Origin of the sequence: Pseudomonas citri (assembly GCF_025336485.1) — a bacterium.
Lineage (GTDB): Bacteria > Pseudomonadota > Gammaproteobacteria > Pseudomonadales > Pseudomonadaceae > Aquipseudomonas > Aquipseudomonas citri.
The window spans coordinates 18,063-39,899 of record NZ_JAODAB010000012.1 but is presented as its reverse complement, the minus strand read 5'-3'; the positions used below and the strand labels follow the sequence as shown (position 1 = coordinate 39,899).

Here is a 21,837-nt window from a genome sequence, read left to right as displayed (position 1 = left end):
GCGGAATTTCCCATAGGGATGGCCGTGGCTGAAATCACACCCGAAACGCCTGCACCGCTGTATGCAACCGTCCCCCCAGCACCAGCAGGTTGTCGCCCTGTTCCCGCCCTTGGCCGATGCGCAGCAGGTTATCCCCGCCCAGTTGGTGGATCCGTTCGCTGTGATCGCGGATTTCGCTGACGGCGCCGCTTTGTTGGGCGGTGACGTCGGCTATGCGCACGGCTGTGTCGGAGATGGTCTGGATGGCGCCGACGATCTCGTCCAGCGCGCCGTCGGCCGCTTGCGCCTGGCTGGCGGTGGCCTCGGCGTGTTCGACCTGGGCGCGCATGCCGTCTACGGACTGGCGCGCGGCCAGTTGCAGGCGGGCGATCAAAGCCTGGATTTCAGCGGTGGCGCCGGCCGTGCGTTGGGCCAGGGAGCGGACTTCCTCGGCCACCACGGCAAAGCCACGACCCATTTCCCCGGCGCGGGCGGCTTCGATGGCGGCGTTGAGGGCCAGCAGGTTGGTCTGGTCGGCAATCGAGCGAATCACCGTCAGCACGCCGCCGATGGTGGCGGACTCCTCGGCCAACTGCTCGATCATTTGCGCATTGCCCTGGACTTCGCCCACCAAGGCGTGCAAACCCGTGAGGCTCAGGCCGATGACTTTCTGCCCTTGCTCCACCGCCTGCCCGGCGCTGCGACTGGCGTCGGCTGCCTGGCTGGCGTCGCCGGCGACCTGCTGGATGGTCGCCTCCAGCTCGCTGAGGGAGTCCCGGATCAGCGCGGTGTCGTCGGCCTGGTCTTCGGCGCCGCTGTGCAGCTCGCCACTTAACTCCGCCAGGGCCCGGCTGCTGCCGGCGACCTGTTCGGCGTTCACCCGGATAGTGCCTACCAGGTCCACCAGATAAGCGCGCAGGCGATTGAGTGACGCCTCGATGTCTTTCAGCTCGCGGTTGCTGGCGCCGACCTGGATGTCCCGGCTGAAATCCCCTTCGGCCCAAGTCGACAAGGCCGGCGCCAGCTGGGTCAAGGTCCGGGCCAGGCGCCGTTGCAGGGTGTCGATCAGCAGCGCGATCAGCAGGATCAGGCCGATCATCAGGCCCTGGATCAAGCGCACCTCACTCTGGATCCGCCCATGCTGGGCTCGGACCGCAGGTTCCATGGCATCGATCGCTTGTTGCACGTCGGCGGTTTTCAGGTGGGTCGTGTTGCTCAACTCGGTGCGTTTCTGAATCAGTTCGCGGGTCCGGGCGAGCTCTGCGGGATAGCGCCCGAGCAAGCTGTTGAGCTCGCGCTTGAGGGCGATGCCGGCATCTTCGCTGACGGTTTTCTCCTCGGATTGCAGGCCCATCAGCGCGGCGAAATCATCGCTGCCGGTTGCGTTGCTGGTCGTCACACCCAGCAGCGGCAGGCCGTCCAGGCGTTCGGCCTCCGTGCGGATGCTGGCCAGTTCCCGTTCGACGTCGGCGGCCAGCTCGCTGCGACCGCTGCTGACCAATTTGTCCCGGGCCAGCGATAACCTGCCCAAGTGCTGCGAAGCGGCGAACAATGGCGGCAGGTACGCCGGGGCGCCATTGGCGTACCGGGCCAGCTGATCGAGCTGGGCGCCCAGTTCACGCTCGGCTTGCAACAACAGGGCCTGCGGGTCGCCGGCCAGTTTGCCGGCCGCCAGCAAGTCGGTCTTGCTGAAGCCATCGAGGTTCGACAGGCTCGGGCGCAGTGTCTTGGCCAGTTCCGGGGGGAACTGGTCCAGGTCATTCTGCAAGGTTTCGAGGGCCTGGGTCGCGCCGTTCAGGCGCAAGGCGTCGCCGCTGGCCAGATAATCCTCGATGTTGCGCGCCACCTCGGCCTGGAACTGTCGCGACAGGCCCAGGTAGCGTTCCATCAATAGGTAAGGGCGTTCCAGGGCCACCTGTGACCACCACAAGGTGGCACCCAGGCCCAGGCAAACAGTCACTAAAAGAAGGGTGTTGAGATTGGTCAGCAGCTTCAGGCGCATCGTGGGCCTACCGGGGCAGTATCGTAAGCGCCTGAATTTATTGCGTTTGCATTACATGTTTATGACCGAATCGGTGGAATTCGATGAAAAAGTGGCACTTTGCTGTCGCGCGCTTTGCACCCGGTTGCGTCCGGCGTGCTTGGCGCGATACAGCGCCTCGTCGGCCTGGCTGGCCATCATCAGGCTGTCGGACTCTTCACTCATCTGCACCACGCCCGCGCTGAAGGTGCACCACAGGTCATGGGGCTGGGCCGGGTAATGGATCTCGGCGAAGCGCTGGCGGATTTCGTCCAGCACCTTGCAGGCGGCTTCGATGTCAGTATCGGGCATCACGATGGCGAACTCTTCGCCGCCGTAGCGGCCGATGAAGTCGGTCTTGCGCAGCCGCTGCTTGAGAAACAGCGCCAGGCTCTTGATCACCCGGTCGCCCATGGGATGGCCATGGCTGTCGTTGACCCGCTTGAAATGGTCGATGTCCAGCATCGCGAAGCTCAGCGGCTTGCCTTCTCGACGGGCACGGAAACCGCAATCTTCAAGCAGTTGCAGGATATGGGTGTGGTTGTACAGTCCGGTGAGGCTGTCACGCACCATGCGCGCCTTGAGGTTGCGGGCCCGCGCCGCGCGGTTGCGCACGGTGGTGATCAGGTGCCGGGGCTTGATCGGCTTGGTCAGGAAGTCGTCGCCACCTTCGCTCATGGCGTCGAGCTGCTTGTCCAGGTCGTCTTCGGCGGACAGGTAAATGATCGGTACGCTGACGTAGCGGTCATTGTGGCGGATCACCTTGGCCAGTTCCGTGCCGGTGCAAGCCGGCATGTACATGTCCAGGATGATCAGGTCAGGCTGGAAATCCGCCAGCTCGGCCATGGCCTGGATTGGCTCGATCAGCGTGCGGGTGACGATGCCGGCGCTGTTGAGCAGGCGCTCGGTGTGCAAGGCCTGGGCGCGGGAATCGTCGATGATCAGCACTTTGTAGGGGTCGTACTGGGCGACGCAGGTCAGCACCTCGATTTTTTCCAACAGGCTTGAAGCCTCGAGGGTGCCGGTGAGGAATTCCTGGCCACCGGCGCGCACGGCGGCCAGGCGTGTCGGGGTGTCGGTTTCCAGCAGGCTGAAGAACAGCAGCGGCAAAGGCTGGTCCAGGCCCTGTTGGGCTTCGGCGGCCAGCTTCAGGCCGATGCCGGGGCCGCTGAAGTCCACGTCCATGACAATCGCCGCCGGCAAGCGCTCGACCATCGATGACCGGAAAGCCGCCACGCTGTCCAGTGCCTGGGCACTGAGGCCGAAAAATTCCAGTTGCTTGGCCAAGCGCTCGGCGCGGTCATGGTCTTGCAGCAGCACATAAACAGGTTTGCGCAGCGGTGGCAGGAAGGTTTGTTCGAGCTGGTCGCCATGGCGCAGGCCGGTGCGCGACAGGCGCTGCATCAGGCGATTGATTTCGGTGATCAGGTGGCTGCTCAGGCGCCCGCGATTGGCGTCCACCGCTTGCAGTGACTGGCTGATGCCCTGGGCAAGCTGGGAGTGTTCCGGCTGTTCGAAGCGCTCGGCGAAGCGCAGCAGGCGCAGATTGGCTTCGCTGAGTTCCGACAGATCGGTGCTCGACCACTCGCTGCGTTGCAGGCGTTGCCATATCTCCAGGATCTGGCGAGCCTGATGAATTACCCGCTGGGCAAAGTGGTGCTTGAGGCGCTCACGGCTGGGGTCTTCTGGCTCGGTCATATCCTGACTACTAGTTAGTGGCCTGTGTGGCTAATTCAAGCACTCAACTTCGGCGCCATTTGAATGCTTGAATTAACCGTACAGGCCATCAGGTGCATTCTGAAGTCGACTGGTGGCTCTATGCTAGCACCTCTTTTCATGTCCACCAGTGTCGTACGTCAATAATCTGCACAGTCGTGCTATTCAGTTTGTGACCGGTCAGTCTCGTAGGCCGATGGCGACGCTTCCTTTATAGTGAGTGTTCGATTGGCCTGTCGCGGCCGGCATGATTGGCGCCGTATTATTGCGTTTCAAATCAGGCACGATGGCGTAGGCTTTGTACGGAAAGTGCCTGCGCGGCGATCATGCTGCGTTGAAAACAGGCTCGGAATGCTCATGTACTCCAGTACAGTCGGGCGCGACCCCGGCCGTTCCTCGCCTGTTTTCGCCTTGCCTGATCGCCGCTCGGCGACTTTTCGTACTAAAGCGTAGGGTTATGGTCGAATCGTGAACTCAAGTGATTGAAGGGAAATCGCCATGCTGGACTGGAAAAACCGCGCGGGCAGTGCGCCTGAACGTGCCGCCGAACCGAAGTCGGACACCCGCAGCTACCTGGGTGGGCTGTTTTTCAGCCGCGCATTGGGCACGCTGATTGGCTTGTATCTGCTGGTGACCATCGCTGTCGGCTGGTACTGGAGCCAGGAGCCTGCGCTGTTCCCGGTCCAGCACAATGCCCAGGCGGCGGCCGAGAAGGATGGCCGGCAAATGGTGGTGGGCTACACCACGGTCGAGACCCTGAAGACGGTGGCCGGGACGCTGCTGACCAAGCCGGGTGGCTACATTTCCAACGACCGTTTCCCGCCGGGCCTGTGGATGGACAACATGCCGAGCTGGGAATATGGCGTGCTGGTGCAGGTCCGCGACCTGAGCCGTGCCTTGCGCAAGGACTTCGCCCGGTCCCAGTCCCAGTCTGCCGAGGACGCTGACCTGGCCAAGGCCGAACCGCGTTTCAACTTCGACAACCGTAGCTGGGTGCTGCCCTCCAGTGAGTCCGAGTACCAGGAAGGCATCAATTCCCTGAGCCGTTATCAGGCGCGCCTGTCCGACCCGAACCAGAAGAGCGCGCTGTTCTATGCCCGTGCCGATAACCTGAATAACTGGCTGGGCGACGTCGGCACTCGCCTGGGGTCGCTGTCCCAGCGTCTGTCGGCCAGCGTGGGCCGGGTCAAGCTCAATACCTCGCTGAAAACCGAAGTCCCGGCCCCGGGCCAGGTGCCGCAGGTGGACGAAGAAGTGGTCGAGACCCCTTGGCTGCAAATCGACAACGTGTTCTATGAAGCCCGCGGCCAGGCCTGGGCGCTGTCGCATCTGCTGCGTGCCATCGAGGTGGATTTCGCCGATGTGCTGGCGAAAAAGAACGCCACGGTCAGCGTGCGCCAGATCATTCGGGAACTGGAAGCGTCCCAGGAAGCGGTCTGGAGCCCGATGATTCTCAACGGCAGCGGCTTCGGCGTCCTGGCGAACCACTCGTTGGTGATGGCCAACTACATTTCCCGGGCCAACGCCGCAGTGATCGATTTGCGGCAGTTGCTGAACCAGGGTTGATCCATGGACGAGCGTTCCCGGGAGGTCGCTCACCGAGCGGCCTCGGATGCCGAGCTGATCGCTTGGGTCGATGAGCACGACAATCTGCTCGGCAGCCTGGTGCGCGCGGACCTGCGCGAGCGCGGCCTGATCGGACGCGGCAGCTACATCATGCTGTTCAATTCGGCCGGGGAACTGTGTGTGCACCGGCGAACCCTGAGCAAGGCCATCTATCCCGGTTTCTGGGACGTGGCGGCGGGTGGCATGGTGCAGGCGGACGAGACCTACGCCGAGTCGGCTGCCCGTGAGCTGGCGGAGGAGTTGGGCGTGAGCGGTGTGGAGCTGACCGCCCACGACCATTTCTATTTCGAAGACCCCGGCAGTCGGCTGTGGTGCTCGGCCTTCTCGGCGGTGTGGGATGGCCCGCTGGTCCTGCAACCTGAAGAAGTCCTCGAAGCGCGTTTCCTGCCCCTCGAACAGGTGCTCGATGAAATCCAGCGCAAGCCTTATTGCCCGGACTCTCTGGCGGCCCTCGAGCGCTATTTACGGGTTCATGGCGGCGACGTCGCAAAGAAGCTATAAATTGACGTCGATTGGCTCTTAGCAAGTCGATGGTTTGCCGTTACACTGCGCGCCTTTTCAAGCTGGACCGACGTCTGCGGTCCAGTAGCGCTGCCCCTGCCTGAGTGGGGTTTCGCGGTCGAGGCTCTTTGCACCCCGACCAGTCTTTGTCCTCCCAAGAGGATTGCCGGTGGCCAAAAAAGCCGCATCCTTTGCCGCCCTGGGCGGCCTGGTATTTTCTACCGACGCCGGTCGTCATTGCCCTGGTTGCCGTCAACCGGTGGATGCCTGCATCTGCAAACAAACCGTCATCCCCGCCGGAGATGGCATCGCCCGCGTGCGCCGTGAAAGCAAGGGGCGTGGCGGCAAGACGGTGACCACGATCACCGGCGTGCCGTTGGCCGAAGACGCGCTCAAGGAGTTGGCCACGACGTTGAAAAAACGCTGTGGCACCGGTGGCGCGCTGAAGGACGGCATCATCGAGATCCAGGGCGATCACGTCGAACTGCTGCTGGCCGAATTGGTCAGGCACGGTTTCAAGGCGAAGAAATCCGGCGGCTGAACGGGTTTCTAAACTCATCGCTGGGGGCAGGGTCTACCTTGCTGACAGACAATTCGTCATTTTCACTCTCTAGACTGCGCCAGCCTCCGACGGGATGGTGAGTTTCTGACTTCTTTTTTATAGGGGACTTCGATGTCCGTACGACGCACACGCAAAGACGATGGCAGCCAATGGACAGTTGCGGACAGCCGCAGTGTTTACGGGATTCGTCATTGGGGGGCCGGGTATTTCGCGATCAATGATGCCGGTCGCGTCGAAGTTCGTCCGAACGGCCCCGGCAGCTCGCCCATCGACCTGTTCGAGCAAGTCGAACAGTTGCGTCAGAGCGGCCTGTCGCTGCCCTTGCTGGTGCGCTTCCCCGACATCCTGCAAGACCGTGTGCGTCAGTTGACCGGTGCGTTCGACAGCAACATCGCGCGCCTGGAATACCAGAGCAAGTACACCGCGCTGTATCCGATCAAGGTCAACCAGCAGGAAGCGGTGATCGAGAACATCATCGCCACCCAGAACGTTTCCATCGGCCTGGAAGCTGGCTCCAAGCCTGAGCTTCTGGCCGTGCTGGCCCTGGCACCGAAGGGCGGGACCATCGTCTGCAACGGTTACAAGGACCGCGAGTTCATCCGCCTGGCGCTGATGGGCCAGAAGCTCGGTCATAACGTGTTCATCGTGATCGAGAAAGAGTCCGAAGTCGGCCTGGTCATCGAAGAAGCGGCCTCGCTCAAGGTCAAGCCACAGGTTGGCCTGCGGGTGCGCCTGTCGTCCCTGGCGTCGAGCAAGTGGGCCGACACCGGTGGCGAGAAGTCCAAGTTCGGCTTGTCTGCTGCCCAGTTGCTGTCGGTGGTCGAGCGCTTCCGTGACGCCGGCCTGGACCAGGGCATTCGCCTGCTGCACTTTCACATGGGGTCGCAGATCGCCAACCTGGCGGACTACCAGCACGGCTTCAAGGAAGCGATCCGTTATTACGGTGAGCTGCGCAACCTCGGCCTGCCAGTGGACCACATCGACGTCGGCGGCGGCCTGGGCGTGGACTACGACGGTACCCATTCGCGCAATGCCAGCTCGATCAACTACGACATGGATGACTATGCCGGTGTCGTGGTCGGCATGCTCAAGGAATTCTGCGATGCCCAGAGCCTGCCGCACCCGCACATCTTTTCCGAAAGCGGCCGCTCGCTGACGGCCCACCACGCGATGCTGGTGGTGCAGGTGACCGACGTCGAGAAGCACAACGACGAAGTGCCGGCGATCGAAAACAAAGAGCAACTGCCGGAAACCGTACAGTGGCTGGTCGACCTGTTGGGCCCGACCGACATCGAGATGGTTACCGAGACCTACTGGCGCGCCACCCACTACATGAGCGACGTGGCCACCCAGTACGCCGATGGCAAACTGACCCTGGCCGAAAAAGCCCTGGCCGAACAGTGCTACTTCGCCGTGTGCCGGCGCCTGCACAACTCCCTGAAGGCCCGCCAGCGTTCCCATCGCCAGGTGCTGGACGAACTCAACGACAAGCTGGCCGACAAGTACATCTGCAATTTCTCGGTGTTCCAGAGCCTGCCGGATACCTGGGCCATCGGCCAGGTGTTGCCGATCCTGCCGTTGCATCGCCTGGACGAAGAGCCGCTGCGCCGTGCCGTGCTGCAAGACCTGACCTGCGACTCCGACGGCAAGATCAAGCAGTACGTCGACGAGCAGAGCATCGAGACCAGCCTGCCGGTCCACGGGCTCAAGTCGGGCGAGGACTACCTGCTGGGTATCTTCCTGGTCGGCGCCTACCAGGAAATCCTCGGCGACATGCACAACCTGTTCGGTGACACCGACTCGGTGAACATCTACCAGAACGCCGATGGCAGCGTGTACCACGCCGGTATCGAGACCCACGACACCATCGAGGACATGCTGCGCTACGTGCACCTGTCGCCGGAGGAGTTGATGACTCACTACCGCGACAAGTGCGCCAGCGCCCGCATCAGCACCGCCGAGCGCACCCAGTTCCTCGATGCGCTGCGGTTGGGGTTGACGCGTTCGTCGTACCTGTCTTCCTGATGAACCCGGTGCCCCCTGCAACCAGGGGGCATTTGAGGCTGCATGAGTTCCGTGGCGAGGGAGCTTGCTCCCGCTTGAGTGCGCGGCACTCACCAACAGGCTGTTTCGCCGCCCTGCGGGAGCAAGCGCCCTCGCCACTGTGTCCGTCTTCCCAACAATTCGCGTTGCCCTCTGGATCTGTCAGAAACGACTGCGCAAGTTGCAGGCTTCTTCCGATAGTCTTGAAGGGCGCTTTTATTTATATCGGCCGTTTTTTCGGCAACGCAGCCCATTTAACCGGCAGCGTCCTTAAATCATGTAGTCCCTTTCCGAACTTGTACTTCGACCCTCTACTCGGCCATGGCTCTCGGCGAGAATCCCCGACCGCCCCTCCTGTAGAGCAACGCCGATGTCCGATCCAGCCTGCGAGCCATCCTTTCGTCTGCAGATAGCCGGTCTGCCCGAGCCCTTTGTCGTCGTGGCCTTCACCGGTAGCGAAGCCATCGACGAACCGTTCGTTTTTGAAGTGCAACTGCTGATTCGCGACGCGACCCTGGACCTGTCGGGGCTGTTGTACCGCAGCGTCTGGTTGAGCTTCGATGGTTCGGGCCGGGGCATCCATGGGCAGCTTCACGAGCTTGTCCAGCCGTGCCATGGCGCCGGCTGCCGGGTGCGCATCGGGCCAAGGCTGGCCTGCCTGGCGCAGCGCTTCAGCCAGCGGGTATTCAGCGCCCGTTCGGTGCCGCAGATCATCCGCCAGGTGCTCAAGGAGCATGGCATCCGTGGCCGCCACCTGTGCCTGGACCTGACGGGGGATTATCCGCCGCGGGACTTTTGTACCCAGTATCGGGAATCGGACCTGCAGTTCCTGCGCCGGGTGTGTGCCGAGGCGGGCATTCACTTTCACTTCGAGCACGCCCGGGGTGGGCACTGCGTGGTTTTCACCGACAGCGTCGAGCATTTTCCAGCGCTTGGCGAGGTGCTGTCCACGGGCCCGGGGCAGGGGAACGGGGTGCAGGCCTTTCGTGTGCGAACCGCCGCCTCGGGCGCTCAGCTCGCCCAGGGGCATAGCGACCTGGCGCATCTGCGCAGTGGCCGGACGCTGTCGCTGACGGCCCATCCTTTCGCCGGTTGGAACCGGCGCTGGTTGTTGACGAAGGTCGAGCATCGTGGCCACGCCGGGGAGTACGGCAACAGGTTTTCGGCCATCCCTGCGGGTGCCCTTTTCGTTGCCGACAAGGTCCCGGCAAAGCCGCGCATGGCGAGTCGGCAACGTGGCTGGGTGGTGAGGGTGCCGGAGCCGGCGGCACCGAGGGCCGGGCATGTGGCGGTGCAGTTCGACTGGACCTACCAAGGTGAAGGCGCCAGTCCCGGTCACTGTTGGCTGCCGCTGGCACGCGGACTGTCCAGCGGTGGGCCTGAGGTCATCGATGAAGGCACCGAGGTGCTGGTGAGTTTTGTCGAGGGCGACCCGGATCGTCCGGTGATCAGTGCCTTCCTCGACGTGCCGGCCGTTGCCGAGGAGGTGGATGACTCGATTTCCAGCGAGACATTTGCCAACGAGGTCGACCCGGTCTTGTTGTCCGCGATCCGCCAGGGCGAACCGCTGGTCCTGTTGTGCCTGGTCCCCGGAGGCGGTCGTTTCAGCCCCTGTACCCAACCCGTGTGCACCTGCCGCCTGCTCACCCGACACGGCGCGGGCAGTGCGCCATGAGCGGGGCGGTCGTGCCAGGGCCCACGCCTCAATGGTTGCTGCTCGACGTACCCGGTGCGCCGACAGCGGCGCGACGGTTGCAGGAGCAATTTGCCCAGGCCCCGCGCTTTGCCCTGTTCGAGGGTACCGAGTGGCACGGGTTGAGGGCCCACGGTCCGCTACTGGTGGACCTTCGGCCAGCGCCGGCGCTGGCGAGCCTGTGTCACCTGGATGCCGCTGCCTGGCCGGGGTTGCTGCTCGGGAGCGCGGCGCCCGTCGGGCAACTGCTGGCGCACCTTCGACGCATGCTCACGGTGACGCTTGGCCCACATCACCGGGCCTTGGTGAATTACTACAACCCGCACACCGCCAGCTATTTCTTCGACGGTTGCGATGCTGGGGAACTCAGTTGCTGGCTGGGCCCGATCAGCTTGCTGCGCTGGTTCGGCGGCACCTGGAGCGACCGGGCGGCCGGCAGCCAGGGTTGGCAGCAACTGTCCAATCCGGGGCTGGCGGTACCGGCGCTGGAGAACGAGCACAGCCTCAGCGACCGACAGCAACTGCGGTTGCAGCAATGCCTGCTGGAGCGCCACACCTGGCAATGGGCACGTTCCACTGGTCGTGACTATCGATTGCTCTGGGACTACTTGCAGCAAGGGCTGGCGTTGGGGTTTACCGAGCAGGCGGTGCTCGACGGCTGGTTATGGCTACGCCTGCAGTACCCCAACGCTAGCCCGGTGCCAGGATTCAAGGGCGCGTCGCAAGGCGAACACCTCGAGCACCTGCGGCGGTTATGGCAGGGCGATCAAGGTTGAACGTTCATGGCGCGTGCGCACCGAGCCACTGGTCGCCGCGCTGCAAACGCCAGGCGATGGCCCCAAGGGTCAGGCTGCGCAGGGCCATGAACAGCAGGAAGGTGAGCCACAGTCCGTGGTTGCCCAACCCTTGCAGCGCCCAGGCGAAGGGGGCTACCAGCAGCAGGGCCAGCAGCATGCCGTTGCGCATTTCCCGGGCGCGGGTGGCGCCGATGAACAAGCCGTCCAACAGGTAGCTCCACACCGCAATCAATGGCAGGGCTGCCAGGTACGGCAGGTAGTGGTAAGCGGTGTCACGCACATCGGCGATGTTGGTTTGCAGCTCGACGAACAGGTGACCGGCCAGCATGAACAACAGCGCGAACCCGACGCTGGCGATCAGCGACCAGCCACCGGCCACCACCAGGGAACAGCGCAGGGCCTGACGGTCGCGAGCGCCGATGGCGTGACCGCACAGCGCTTCGACCGCGTGGGCCAGGCCGTCGAGGGCGTGGGCGGTCAGCAGCAGGCCGTTGAGCAGCAAGGCATTGGCGGCCACGGTCGCGTCTCCCAGGCGCGCGCCTTGCACGGTAATCAGGAAAAACACCGCTTGCAGCGCCAGGCTGCGAATGAAAATGTCGCGGTTCACCGCCAGCAGCGGGCGCCAGTTCTGCCATGCGCCCAAGGCCGCCCAGGCAATCTGCCCGGGCCATGCCTGCAACGTTTTGCGGGCCAGGGCCAATCCCACCAGGGCTCCGGTCCATTCGGCGACCACCGAGGCCCGGGCCGAGCCGATCACTCCCCAGTCCAGGCCGATCACGAACCACAGGTTCAAGGCAATGTTCACCAGGTTGGTGACCAGCAGGATCGCCAGCGGCGCCCGGGCATTCTGGGCACCGAGGAACCAGCCCACCAGCGCGTAGCTGGCCAGCGCCGCTGGCAAGCCGAAGAGCCGGGTGTGGAAAAAGTCGCGGGTCAACTGGTTGAGTTCGGCGGAGGGCTGCATGAGGTGCAACGCCACGTCGCTCAACGGCACGCCGACTGCGCCGAGCACCGCCGCCAACCCCATCGCCAGGAGCAGACCCTGCAACAGCACTTGCCGCAACGCCGCCCCGTCACCTCGCCCGGCGGCCTGGGCGGCGAACCCGGTGGAGCCCATGCGCAGGAAACCCATGGCCCACGCCAGCACCGTATACAAACTGGCCCCGACCGCCACGGCGCCCAGTTGATGGGCGTGAGGCAAATGGCCGATGACGGTGCTGTCCACCAGCGCCACCAGCGGCACGGAAATGTTCGAGAGAATCATCGGGGCAGCCAGTGCCCAGACCCGGCGATGGGTGAGGCGATCGCGCCAGGCGGTGATCAGGTTGGACATGCGGCGGGGCTCCTGGATGGAGCGCTTCAGTGAATAATCCAACTCAACAACCACAACCCCAGCACCAGCCAGATAATCCCCATGACGATCGACGCCCGCATGAACGCGCGGATGGCCGAGTACAGCAGCATGAGCCCGAGGATCAGCGTGACGATGCTGATGATCGACGTGTCCATGCCCAAGGTGCGCGACAGGCCGTCGATGAAGTTGCCGCCGGCATTGGCCAGGGTGTTGAACAGGCCGCTGAGCAGGTCGACGATGAAGCGGATCACCGAACCGAGTGCCTGGCCGAGCCATTCGAAAAAACTATCTACCTGCATGTTTGCATCCTGATGGGGGGCGGCGTTCTTGATTGTAGGAGCCGTTGGCGCCGCGAACGTTCGATTATGGGGGAAAACGCCGCTTCGTATCGAGACACTTGCCTTCCCCGAGTATCCCCCCGAAGCTACGCGCATTAGGCTCTGTACGAAAAGCCTTGATACTCGTTCATGCTGCGTTGAAAACAGCCTCGCAATGCTCATGTACTCCAGTACACTCCGCTTCCTCGCCTGTTTTCGCCTTGCCTGACCTTCGTCTCAAGGCTTTTTGTACAGAGCCTAGGAGACCCCAATGAACCTTGTTGAACTGACCGAGCGCCTGCACGCCATTCGCGACCGTAACGATTGGCGGCAATTCCACAGCCCGAAGAACCTCGCCATGGCCGCCAGCGTGGAAATGGCTGAGCTGGTGGAGATTTTCCAGTGGCTGACCGAAGACCAGTCGCGCCAACTGCCGGCCGACAAGCTGGCCCATGCCGGGCAGGAGGTCGGTGACATCGTTCTGTACTTGTTGCTGTTGTGCAGCGAACTCGGGCTGGACATGGACGCTGTGGTGCGCAGCAAACTGGCTGACAGCGAACGGCGGTTCGGCCAATGAGCGACCGTCACTTCGATCAGCTCGCCACGCGTTTTGCCGAAAAGATCTACGGTGGGGCCAAGGGCGCGATCCGTCTGGCGGTGCTGCAGGCCGATCTGCTGGAAGCGCTGCCGGAGCGCCCGTTGCGGGTTCTGGACATCGGCGCCGGCCTGGGGCACATGTCGTTGTGGCTGGCCGAGCGCGGGCACCAGGTGACCCTGGCCGAACCGGCCGAACCGATGCTCGAGGGCGCCCGCCAACGCTTCGCCGAGGCGGGGCAGAGCGCCACGTTCATCCAGGCGCCATGGCAGGAACTGCCCGGCCAGCTCACCGAGCGCTATGACCTGGTGCTGTGTCACGCGGTGTTGGAGTGGTTGGCCGAACCCCACGCGATCCTGCCGGTGCTGCATCAGCTCACGGTCCCCGGTGGCTGGCTGTCACTGGCGTTCTACAACCGCGATGCACTGGTCTACCGCAACTTGCTGAAAGGGCATTTTCGCAAGTTGCGCAAGAACGACATGGCCGGTGAAAAACAGAGCCTGACGCCGCAACAACCCCTTGATCCGCGGGAATTGGCGGCGCAACTTGAAGGTCTGTGGCAGGTCGAAAGCCAGAGTGGCGTGCGGGTTTTCCACGACTACATGCCGGTGGAGTTCCAGGCCCGCGCAGAGCTTGCGCAGTTGCTGGAAATGGAACTGGCGCACCGTCGCCATCCGGCGTTTGCCGGGCTGGGGCGTTATCTGCATTGGGTCTGTCGTCCGCTCTGATCCAGCGCAATCGGAGAGTGAAATGAAAGGTCGTTCAGGGGTGTTGCTGTTGTGCTTGGGGTTGGCCGCCTGCCAGGGCAGCAACCCGTACGTGGCCACGTCTAATCCGCTGCCGCCGGCACCGCCCGAGGCCGCCACGGTGTTCGATCGCAGCGCCTACCCGGCACCGCCCCGTGATTATGGGCGCTACCGCAGTTGGGCCTGGCTCAATGGCCGAATGCCGGCGGGGACCGCCTGGGCGGACTCGGCCCAGGTCGCCGAAGCGGTGAGCAACGCCTTGGACCAGCGCGGCCTGCGCCCCCTGCATGACAACCGGCCAGCGGACCTGTTCGTCAGCGCCGACCTGCGCCTGGAAACCCGCGTGCGCCAGGTCCGGGAAGACTATGATGCAGGTTACTACGGTGGCTACAACCGCTACGGCCCAGGTTATGGCATGTACAACACGGTGCCGATGGTGCGTACGTATCAGGAGCAGGTCGTGGTGGTGCGAGTAGACCTGTTCGATGCCAGCACGGGGCAGCCGGTGTGGAGTTCCAGCGCCGAGACCGGCCAGCGTGGCAAGCAGGGCGATAGCACCGATGCCATTCGCGAGGCGGTGGAAAAAGCCCTCTCGGCTTATCCGCCAAGTTGATCACGTAACGGAGAACCACCATGTTTCGCCGTCTTGTCCTACTGGCGTTTGCAGTGCTGCTCAGCGCCTGTGCCAATACTCTGGTCAACCATGACTTTGACCCCAGCCGTGATTTCGCGGCCTATCGCAGCTGGAGCTGGAAAGACCCGGCACTGCAATATCGCCCCGACGATCCGCGCATCAAGAGCGACCTGACCGAACAGCGGATCCGCCAGGCGGTCGCCGACCAGCTCGACCAACGCGGCCTGCGTCCGGCTGCGGCGGGTGGGCGGGGCGATGTGCTGGTCCAGGCCTACCTGATTGTCGAAGACCGCCAGCAGCAAGTGACGACCAATTACGGCGGCGGTTGGGGCGGCCCTTGGAATGGCTATTGGGGCGGGCCGATGTACAACGAAACCCGCAACGTCAGTTACAAGGTCGCCACGCTGCAGATCGATCTGCTCGATGGCAAGGATGGCAAGCTGGTGTGGCGAGGCAGCGATGAACAACTGCTCAGCAGCTCACCCAATCCGAATGAGCGCAGCACCGCCGTGCGCGAGACGGTGGCGCGGATCCTGGCCAACTATCCTCCGCGATAATGAATCAAACCTATGGGAGCTGTGGGGGCAAAGCTTGCTCCCACAGGCTTCACAAACAGGGATTGGGGCCCGGTTCAGGCAACCGGCCCCCAACTCCCCACCATGTGCTCCAACTCTCCCGCCCCCACCAACCGCAAATTGCCACTGGACCCCGCCGCACTCGCCAGCAGGGTCACTTCGCTAGGCAGACGCACGGGTTTCTTGAAGGTTACGCCGATTTCCAGGTTGGCGTCGGGCAGCCGGTCCTCCAGTGCCGCCAGGGTCCTGGCCTTGTTCCACAGGCCGTGGGCGATGGCGGTGGGGAAGCCGAACAGGCGGGCGCTGGGGCCGCTCAGGTGGATCGGGTTGTAGTCGCCGGACACCTTGGCATAGCGCCGACCGATGTCAGCCGCTGCCGTCCAGTGGGCCACTTCGGCCAATGCCAGGTCGGTCGGCGGTGGGGCGTCCACAGGCGTGCCGTCCAGCTGAACGCCTTTGCAGAGCATCTGGCTCCAGGCTTGCCATAGCGGTCCCAATTGATCATCCAGGTGAGTTACCAGGTCGAACACCGCGCCCTTGGGGTGGGGCTGCAGGTTCTCGACATGGACACTGGCCCGCACCTGGCTGATCCCACCCATGGGGCGCAGCACACGGATGCGGTTGCTCAAATGGACCAGCCCCAGCAGCGGGAAAGGAAAATCCCGGGCGGTGAGCAATTGCATTTGCAGGGCGAACGCCAGGACGTGGGGGTAGGTCGGTGGCAGCAGCCCGTTTTCAGAGAAACCACAGACGGTGCGATACGCCGCCAGGCGTTGTTGATCGACTTGGAGCATCTGGCGCAGACCGTCCTCGGGCAAGGTCTTGCCGGTGACCCTGCGCCGCGTCGCCGCTTTCACGTACAGCCCGGACATGCTCGGCGCGCTGTGGACCTCATGCCATTGGATTGTCATGGTCATGCCCCCAGGAGGCTTTGCCCGCACACCCGCAGGGCTTGCCCGGTGACGGCGCCGGTGCCCGGCTGGGCGAGCCAGGCCACGGCTTCGGCGACATCCTGGGGCAGCCCGCCCTGGCCCAGCGAACTCATGCGCCGCCCGGCTTCGCGCAGGGCGAAGGGGATCTCGGCGGTCATGCGGGTTTCAATGAAGCCCGGCGCCACGGCGTTGATGCTGATCCCACGGGGTTGCAAAACCGGCGCCCAGGCCTGGGCCAGGCCGATCAAGCCGGCCTTGCTCGCCGCATAGTTGGTCTGGCCACGGTTGCCGGCGATGCCACTGATGGACGCCAACAGGATCACCCGGCCGTTGTCGTGCAGGGTGCCGCTGTCGAGCAGGGCCTTGGTCAACACTTGCGGGGCATTGAGGTTGACTGCCAGCACCGCGTCCCAGAACTCCGGGGTCATGTTGGCGAGGGTCTTGTCCCGGGTGATGCCGGCGTTGTGCACCACGATGTCGATACCGCTCGGCAAGTGTTCGATCAACTGGGTGGAGGCGTCTTCGGCGCAGATGTCCAGGGTCACGCTACGCCCGCCCAGGCGTGCGGCCAAAGCCTCGAGGTCGGACTTGGCTGGCGGGACATCCAGCAGGATCACATCGGCGCCATCCCGGGCCAGGGTTTCGGCGATGGCGGCACCGATGCCGCGGGCGGCGCCGGTGACTAACGCCTTGAGCCCGGTGAGCGGTCGCGTCCAGTCCTGGACCTGGACGTCACAGGCAGTGAGGCGCAGGACCTGCCCGGACACGAAGGCGCTCTTGGGTGACAGGAAAAACCGCAACGCGCCTTCCAATTGGGTTTGCGCGCCGTCGCCGACGTACAGCAGTTGCAGCGTCCCGCCGTGGCGCAACTCCTTGGCCAGGGAACGGCTGAACCCTTCAAGCGCACGCTGGGCACTGGCGGCGAATGGATCGGCAAGGCTTTGCGGAGCGCGACCGAGAATCACGATGTGGGCACTGCGGTCGAGGTTTTTCATCAGCGGCTGGAAAAATTCACGCAACTGCTTGAGCTGATCGACCTGCTCCAGGTGGCTGGCGTCGTACACCACGGCCTTGATTTTCGGGCCGTGGCCGGGAATCCACTCAGTGGCCAGCGTCGGCTCGCCACCGTAGATGAAGATTGCGTCGGTCAGGCGCTTGGCGAACGTGCCGACGTGTTCGATCAGCGCTCCGCCGCCCAACAGCAGGGCGCCTTCGATCGGCCGCAGCCGTCCGGCCTGCCAGCGTTCCAGGCGTGCTGGCGCTGGAAGGCCAAGGGACCCGACCATGCGCCGGCCCAGGGCTGAGTTGGCGAAATCTATGTAACGGTCTGACATGAAACACCCTCCCACTGATGAGGTTGCAGTGTGGACCATGATTGGCGATCGGTCGTTCGATCTGCGAGATAAAGCCTAAGCTAGTCTTTGGCACATTCGTACCTATACGGGGAAGTCTTCATGGCACAGCTACGTCGCGTCGCGATCATCGGTGGTAATCGCATTCCCTTCGCCCGCTCCAACGGGCCCTACGCCACCGCCAGCAACCAGGCGATGCTGACGGCCGCGCTCGAGGGGCTGATCGAACGCTACAACCTGCATGGCTTGCACATCGGTGAGGTGGCCGCCGGCGCCGTGCTCAAGTTTTCCCGGGATATGAACCTGACCCGCGAATGCGTGCTCGGCTCACGGTTGTCGCCCAGCACCCCGGCCTACGATGTGCAGCAGGCTTGTGGCACGGGGCTGGAGACGGTGCTGTTGGTCGCCAACAAGATTGCCCTGGGCCAGATCGACAGTGCCATTGCCGGCGGCGTGGACACCACGTCGGACGCGCCGATCGCCATCAACGAAGGGTTGCGGCGGATCCTGCTGCAAGCTAACCGCGCCCGGACGACCGCTGAGAAGATCAAGGCATTCCTGCAATTGCGCCCCCACCACCTCGTGCCGCTGTTGCCGCGGATCAACGAGCCGCGCACCGGCCTGAACATGGGCGAACACTGCGAGCTGATGGCCCAGACCTGGCAGATCCCACGAGAAGCACAGGACCGGTTGGCCCTGGAAAGTCACCAGAAAATGGCCGCGTCCTACGCCGAAGGCTGGCAGAACGACTTGATCACGCCGTTTCTCGGCCTGACCCGGGACAACAACCTGCGCCCGGAGCTGACCCTGGAAAAACTCGCTTCCCTCAAGCCGGCCTTCGAAAAAAGCGCCAAGGGCACGATGACAGCGGGCAATTCCACGCCGCTGACCGATGGCGCCTCGTTGGTGCTGCTGGGCAGCGAAGAGTGGGCCAAGGCCCGTGGCCTGCCGATCCTGGCGTATTGGCGTGACGGCCAGACGGCGGCGGTGGATTTCGTCAATGGTGCAGAAGGGTTGCTGATGGCGCCGGCCTACGCCGTGCCGCAGTTGCTGGCGCGTAATGGCCTGACCTTGCAGGACTTCGATTACTACGAGATCCACGAAGCGTTCGCCGCCCAGGTGTTGTGCACCCTCAAGGCGTGGGAGGATCCGGACTACTGCAAGACCCGCCTGGGCCTCGACGCGCCGCTGGGGCCATCGACCGCAGCCGCTTGAACGTGAAAGGCAGTTCCCTGGCCGCCGGCCACCCGTTCGCCGCCACGGGCGGGCGCATTGTCGCCAACCTTGCCAAGCTGCTCGATGCCGCCGGGCGGGGCCGCGGGCTGATCTCCATCTGCGCCGCCGCCGGCCAGGGCGTGACGGCGATCATCGAGCGTTAAGGAGCGCTTTGTCCTGGCCAGTGGCTTGCGTGCGGCGACGACTGGCGTAGCGCTCGGCCAGGATCGAGCAGACGATCAACTGCAACGGGTGGTAAATCATGATGGGCAGCAGGATCAGCCCCAGGCCGGGGTGATTGCCAAAGATCAGCGCGGCCATCGGTACGCCGGCGGCGAGGGATTTCTTGCTGGCACAGAACACCGCGGCGACTTCATCGGCGCTGTTGAATTGCAAGGCGCGGGCGGTGCGAGTGGTCGACCAGAGGATCACGGCCAGCAGCACGGCACTGCCCAGTACCGCGCTGAAAAGCACGCCGTTACCCTGTTGCTGCCAGATGCCGGAAACCATCGAGTTGCAGAACGCCGCGTAGACCAGCAGCAGGATCACCAGTTTGTCGATGACGCTGGTATAGCGCTTGTATCGCCCGAAAAAGCCGGCCAGCCAGCGCCGCAGGAACTGCCCGAGCACCAGCGGCAGCAGCAACATGAGGCAGAGATCGATCAAGGTCGAACCCAGGTCGATGCCACCGGCACCGCGCCCGACGACGAAGCTGACCAACAGCGGCGTCAGGAAAACCCCCAGCACACTGGACAGGCTCGCATTGAGAATCGCCGCCGGCACGTTGCCGCCCGCGCTGCCGGTCAGGGCCACCGAGGAGGATATGGTCGAAGGCAGGGCGCACAGGTAGAAGAACCCCAGCATCAACAACGACGGCACGTGGTTGCCGATTGCCACGCTGGCGAGCAGCCAGATCAATGGGAACACGCCGAAGGTAAAGCCCTGCACCATCAGGTGCAGCCGGACGTTTTTCAAGCCGTGGCGGATCTGTTCGCCGGACAGGTTGACGCCGTGCAGGAAGAACACCACGAAGATGCCGATATTGACGACCCATTCGGCATGCATCGCGCCGCCGCTGGCGCCAAAACGTGGAAAGAGGTAGGCCAGCAGCGTGGCAAGCAACATGCCGCACAAGAACCAGTCGGTCGCCAGGCGTTTGAGGTGTCTGAAAACATGCATGGGGCACCGGTATTTGTAAGAAAAGTCGACTTAGCCTAACGTCGTGCCTAATAGACGTCTTGCGACATAAGGCCAATCAATGCCGACTAATGGACAGCAGCAGCTCGAACGACGCATTCCCGACCTGGCGCAATTGCCCCGGCCGCTGTATGCCCGTGTCGAAAGCTTGAGCGCAGGTTCGTGGACACAGGCCCATCGTCATGACTGGGTGCAATTTTCCTATGCCATCAGCGGCGTGCTTGGTGTACACACCGCGGCGGGCAGTTTTTTTGCGCCGCCCCAGCGGGGTATCTGGATTCCGGCTGGCCTGGAACACCAGGTCGTGACCTCCACCCGGGCGGAAATGCGCAGCCTGTATGTCCGTCGCGAAGCCTGCCCGTGGGCAGATGAGCGTTGCCGGGTACTGCAAGTCACGCCACTGGCCCGGGAGTTGATCAAGGTCTTTTGCCAGTTCCCGGCGAATTATCCACAGGGCGAAAGCCAGGAAGCACGGTTGGTACAGGTGCTGCTGGACCAATTGGCAACGCTGCCGGAAGTGGGGTTTTCCCTGCCGCTGCCTCGCCATGGGCGTTTACTGGAACTGTGCAACGAACTGATCGCCCGGCCTGAGCAGAGCGTGACCCTGCAAGCCTGGGCGGAGCGTCTGGGGACGTCGCAAAAGACCCTGATGCGCTTGTTCCAGCGCGAAACCGGCCTGAGCTTCCGCGCCTGGCGCCAGCGCATGCGCTTGTTATCGTCGCTGGGGGCGCTGGAGGAGGGCGAGAGCGTGACCAGCACGGCGCTGTCCTGTGGGTACGATTCGACGTCGGCTTTCATCGCGGCGTTCAAGGGGATGTTTGGTTTCACCCCGGGAGAATTGTTCAAGCACTGAATACCCGTCAGCGCTTGTCGCAAAATACCGGCGCATTCAATTCCCAATGCCACGACCGGTCTCGGCTATGATTCGGTTCGTTCGATTCATCCCGGCACAGTGTGTGCATTGCCGGTTCATAGGTCGGCAACCCCTCCCCGTGGGAGGAGGATTGCCGTATAACGACTGTCATTCGCGTGTTCGGTAATAAAGGTCCCACAATAAAAGCTGATGAAGACTCCAAAACGCATTGAACCCCTGATCGAGGACGGTCTGGTCGACGAGGTGCTGCGGCCACTCATGAGTGGTAAAGAAGCAGCTGTTTATGTGGTGCGCAGTGGCAAAGAGCTACGTTGCGCCAAGGTCTACAAGGAGGCGAACAAGCGCAGTTTTCGTCAGGCGGCCGAATACCAGGAAGGCCGCAAGGTCCGCAACAGCCGTCAGGCCCGGGCCATGGCCAAGGGCTCGAAGTTCGGGCGCAAGGAAGCCGAAGACGCCTGGCAGAACGCCGAAGTGGCGGCGTTGTTCCGCCTGGCCAACGCCGGTGTGCGCGTGCCCAAGCCGTACGACTTCCTTGAAGGCGTATTGCTTATGGAACTGGTGGCCGACGAATACGGTGACGCGGCGCCGCGCCTGAACGATGTGGTACTGGAGCCGGATCAGGCGCGCGAATACCACGCGTTCCTGATTTCCCAGATCGTGCTGATGCTGTGTACCGGTCTGGTGCACGGTGACCTGTCGGAGTTCAACGTGCTGCTCGGGCCCGATGGCCCGGTGATCATCGATCTGCCGCAAGCGGTGGATGCCGCGGGTAACAACCACGCGTTCAGCATGCTGGAGCGGGACGTGGGCAACATGGCGTCCTACTTTGGCCGTTTTGCCCCGGAACTCAAGCACACCCGCTACGCGAAGGAAATGTGGAAGTTGTACGAAGCCGGCAGCCTGCATCCGGCCAGCGTATTGACCGGTGAGTTCGATGAGCCACAGGCGCTGGCGGATGTCGGCGGCGTCATGCGCGAGATCGAAGCCGCACGCCGTGACGAAGAACGCCGCCAGGCGATGCGCGTCGCCGCCGATGCCCCACCGGGCAAGACCGAAGAACCACCGCCACCGTGGATGCAGTGAGCGATTAGAGAAACCCGGCCTGGGCC

General features: G+C 63.5%; 19 protein-coding genes and 1 pseudogene. 13 read left to right on the top strand and 7 right to left on the bottom strand.

Annotated elements, in window-relative coordinates; genetic code table 11:
• Positions 1 to 34: 34 nt before the first annotated feature.
• Together N4Q37_RS14980 and N4Q37_RS14975 are read right to left on the bottom strand one after the other, a co-directional pair.
• The gene (locus N4Q37_RS14980; RefSeq protein WP_260958785.1) at positions 35 to 1,981 is read right to left on the bottom strand and encodes a methyl-accepting chemotaxis protein; all 1,947 of its coding nucleotides are present in this window, start codon (positions 1,979 to 1,981) and stop codon (positions 35 to 37) included.
• Positions 1,982 to 2,032: 51 nt separating this feature from the next.
• Positions 2,033 to 3,697 (bottom strand): PleD family two-component system response regulator, encoded by a 1,665-nt coding sequence (locus tag N4Q37_RS14975; RefSeq protein WP_260958784.1) that lies wholly within the window; start codon positions 3,695 to 3,697, stop codon positions 2,033 to 2,035.
• A 516-nt stretch (positions 3,698 to 4,213) separates the two neighbouring features.
• Here N4Q37_RS14975 and N4Q37_RS14970 point away from each other — a divergent pair.
• From N4Q37_RS14970 to N4Q37_RS14945, 6 genes are all read left to right on the top strand, one after another.
• Positions 4,214 to 5,281 carry a DUF2333 family protein gene (locus tag N4Q37_RS14970; protein ID WP_260958783.1) on the top strand — a complete coding sequence of 356 codons (1,068 nt, stop codon included), beginning with the start codon at positions 4,214 to 4,216 and terminating at the stop codon, positions 5,279 to 5,281.
• A 3-nt stretch (positions 5,282 to 5,284) separates the two neighbouring features.
• Positions 5,285 to 5,842 (top strand): NUDIX hydrolase, encoded by a 558-nt coding sequence (locus N4Q37_RS14965; protein WP_260958782.1) that lies wholly within the window; start codon positions 5,285 to 5,287, stop codon positions 5,840 to 5,842.
• Positions 5,843 to 6,011: 169 nt separating this feature from the next.
• Positions 6,012 to 6,383, top strand: coding sequence for a translation initiation factor Sui1 (locus tag N4Q37_RS14960; protein ID WP_260958781.1), 372 nt, complete (start codon positions 6,012 to 6,014; stop codon positions 6,381 to 6,383).
• A gap of 132 nt (positions 6,384 to 6,515) precedes the next feature.
• Positions 6,516 to 8,429, top strand: coding sequence for an arginine decarboxylase (gene speA, locus N4Q37_RS14955; RefSeq protein ID WP_260958780.1), 1,914 nt, complete (start codon positions 6,516 to 6,518; stop codon positions 8,427 to 8,429).
• A 388-nt stretch (positions 8,430 to 8,817) separates the two neighbouring features.
• Positions 8,818 to 10,122, top strand: a complete 1,305-nt coding sequence (locus N4Q37_RS14950; protein ID WP_260958779.1) for a type VI secretion system Vgr family protein — start codon at positions 8,818 to 8,820, stop codon at positions 10,120 to 10,122.
• A complete protein-coding gene (locus N4Q37_RS14945) occupies positions 10,119 to 10,916 on the top strand; it encodes a DUF4123 domain-containing protein (RefSeq protein WP_260958778.1) in 798 nt (265 codons plus the stop codon). Before N4Q37_RS14950 ends, N4Q37_RS14945 begins: the two co-directional genes overlap by 4 nt.
• 4 nt (positions 10,917 to 10,920) lie before the next feature.
• On the opposite strand, the gene N4Q37_RS14940 is transcribed toward N4Q37_RS14945, so the two are convergent.
• Entirely contained in the window at positions 10,921 to 12,270 is a 1,350-nt protein-coding gene (locus N4Q37_RS14940) for an MATE family efflux transporter (protein WP_260958777.1), read from the bottom strand.
• Positions 12,271 to 12,296: 26 nt separating this feature from the next.
• Positions 12,297 to 12,590 carry a hypothetical protein gene (locus N4Q37_RS14935; RefSeq protein WP_260958776.1) on the bottom strand — a complete coding sequence of 98 codons (294 nt, stop codon included), beginning with the start codon at positions 12,588 to 12,590 and terminating at the stop codon, positions 12,297 to 12,299.
• Between the two features lie 289 nt (positions 12,591 to 12,879).
• Between N4Q37_RS14935 and N4Q37_RS14930 the strand changes: the two genes are divergently transcribed.
• Genes N4Q37_RS14930 through N4Q37_RS14915 form a run of 4 tightly spaced genes read left to right on the top strand, consistent with a single transcriptional unit; the run spans position 12,880 to position 15,140 of the window.
• Positions 12,880 to 13,185, top strand: a complete 306-nt coding sequence (locus N4Q37_RS14930; RefSeq protein WP_003186192.1) for a MazG-like family protein — start codon at positions 12,880 to 12,882, stop codon at positions 13,183 to 13,185.
• Positions 13,182 to 13,931: a methyltransferase domain-containing protein gene (locus N4Q37_RS14925; protein ID WP_260958775.1), complete on the top strand. Its 750-nt coding sequence runs from the start codon at positions 13,182 to 13,184 to the stop codon at positions 13,929 to 13,931. Before N4Q37_RS14930 ends, N4Q37_RS14925 begins: the two co-directional genes overlap by 4 nt.
• 22 nt (positions 13,932 to 13,953) lie before the next feature.
• Positions 13,954 to 14,562, top strand: coding sequence for a DUF4136 domain-containing protein (locus N4Q37_RS14920; protein ID WP_260958774.1), 609 nt, complete (start codon positions 13,954 to 13,956; stop codon positions 14,560 to 14,562).
• Positions 14,563 to 14,582: 20 nt separating this feature from the next.
• Positions 14,583 to 15,140 (top strand): DUF4136 domain-containing protein, encoded by a 558-nt coding sequence (locus tag N4Q37_RS14915; RefSeq protein WP_260958773.1) that lies wholly within the window; start codon positions 14,583 to 14,585, stop codon positions 15,138 to 15,140.
• A 74-nt stretch (positions 15,141 to 15,214) separates the two neighbouring features.
• Here N4Q37_RS14915 and N4Q37_RS14910 read toward each other — a convergent pair whose 3' ends face one another.
• The gene (locus N4Q37_RS14910; RefSeq protein WP_260958772.1) at positions 15,215 to 16,069 is read right to left on the bottom strand and encodes a MaoC family dehydratase; all 855 of its coding nucleotides are present in this window, start codon (positions 16,067 to 16,069) and stop codon (positions 15,215 to 15,217) included.
• Positions 16,070 to 16,071: 2 nt separating this feature from the next.
• On the bottom strand, positions 16,072 to 17,424 hold the full coding sequence (locus N4Q37_RS14905; RefSeq protein ID WP_260958771.1) for a 3-oxoacyl-ACP reductase: 1,353 nt from the start codon (positions 17,422 to 17,424) through the stop codon (positions 16,072 to 16,074).
• A gap of 120 nt (positions 17,425 to 17,544) precedes the next feature.
• Here N4Q37_RS14905 and N4Q37_RS14900 point away from each other — a divergent pair.
• A pseudogene (locus N4Q37_RS14900) lies at positions 17,545 to 18,821 on the top strand (acetyl-CoA C-acetyltransferase).
• Here N4Q37_RS14900 and N4Q37_RS14895 read toward each other — a convergent pair.
• Positions 18,808 to 19,836, bottom strand: a complete 1,029-nt coding sequence (locus tag N4Q37_RS14895; RefSeq protein ID WP_260958770.1) for a bile acid:sodium symporter family protein — start codon at positions 19,834 to 19,836, stop codon at positions 18,808 to 18,810. The pseudogene N4Q37_RS14900 and the gene N4Q37_RS14895 overlap by 14 nt on opposite strands.
• Before the next feature lie 79 nt (positions 19,837 to 19,915).
• On the opposite strand from N4Q37_RS14895, the gene N4Q37_RS14890 reads away from it, so the two are divergent.
• The gene (locus tag N4Q37_RS14890; protein ID WP_260958769.1) at positions 19,916 to 20,707 is read left to right on the top strand and encodes an AraC family transcriptional regulator; all 792 of its coding nucleotides are present in this window, start codon (positions 19,916 to 19,918) and stop codon (positions 20,705 to 20,707) included.
• A gap of 210 nt (positions 20,708 to 20,917) precedes the next feature.
• Entirely contained in the window at positions 20,918 to 21,811 is an 894-nt protein-coding gene (locus tag N4Q37_RS14885) for a PA4780 family RIO1-like protein kinase (RefSeq protein WP_260958768.1), read from the top strand.
• The last annotated feature ends 26 nt before the right edge of the window (positions 21,812 to 21,837 follow it).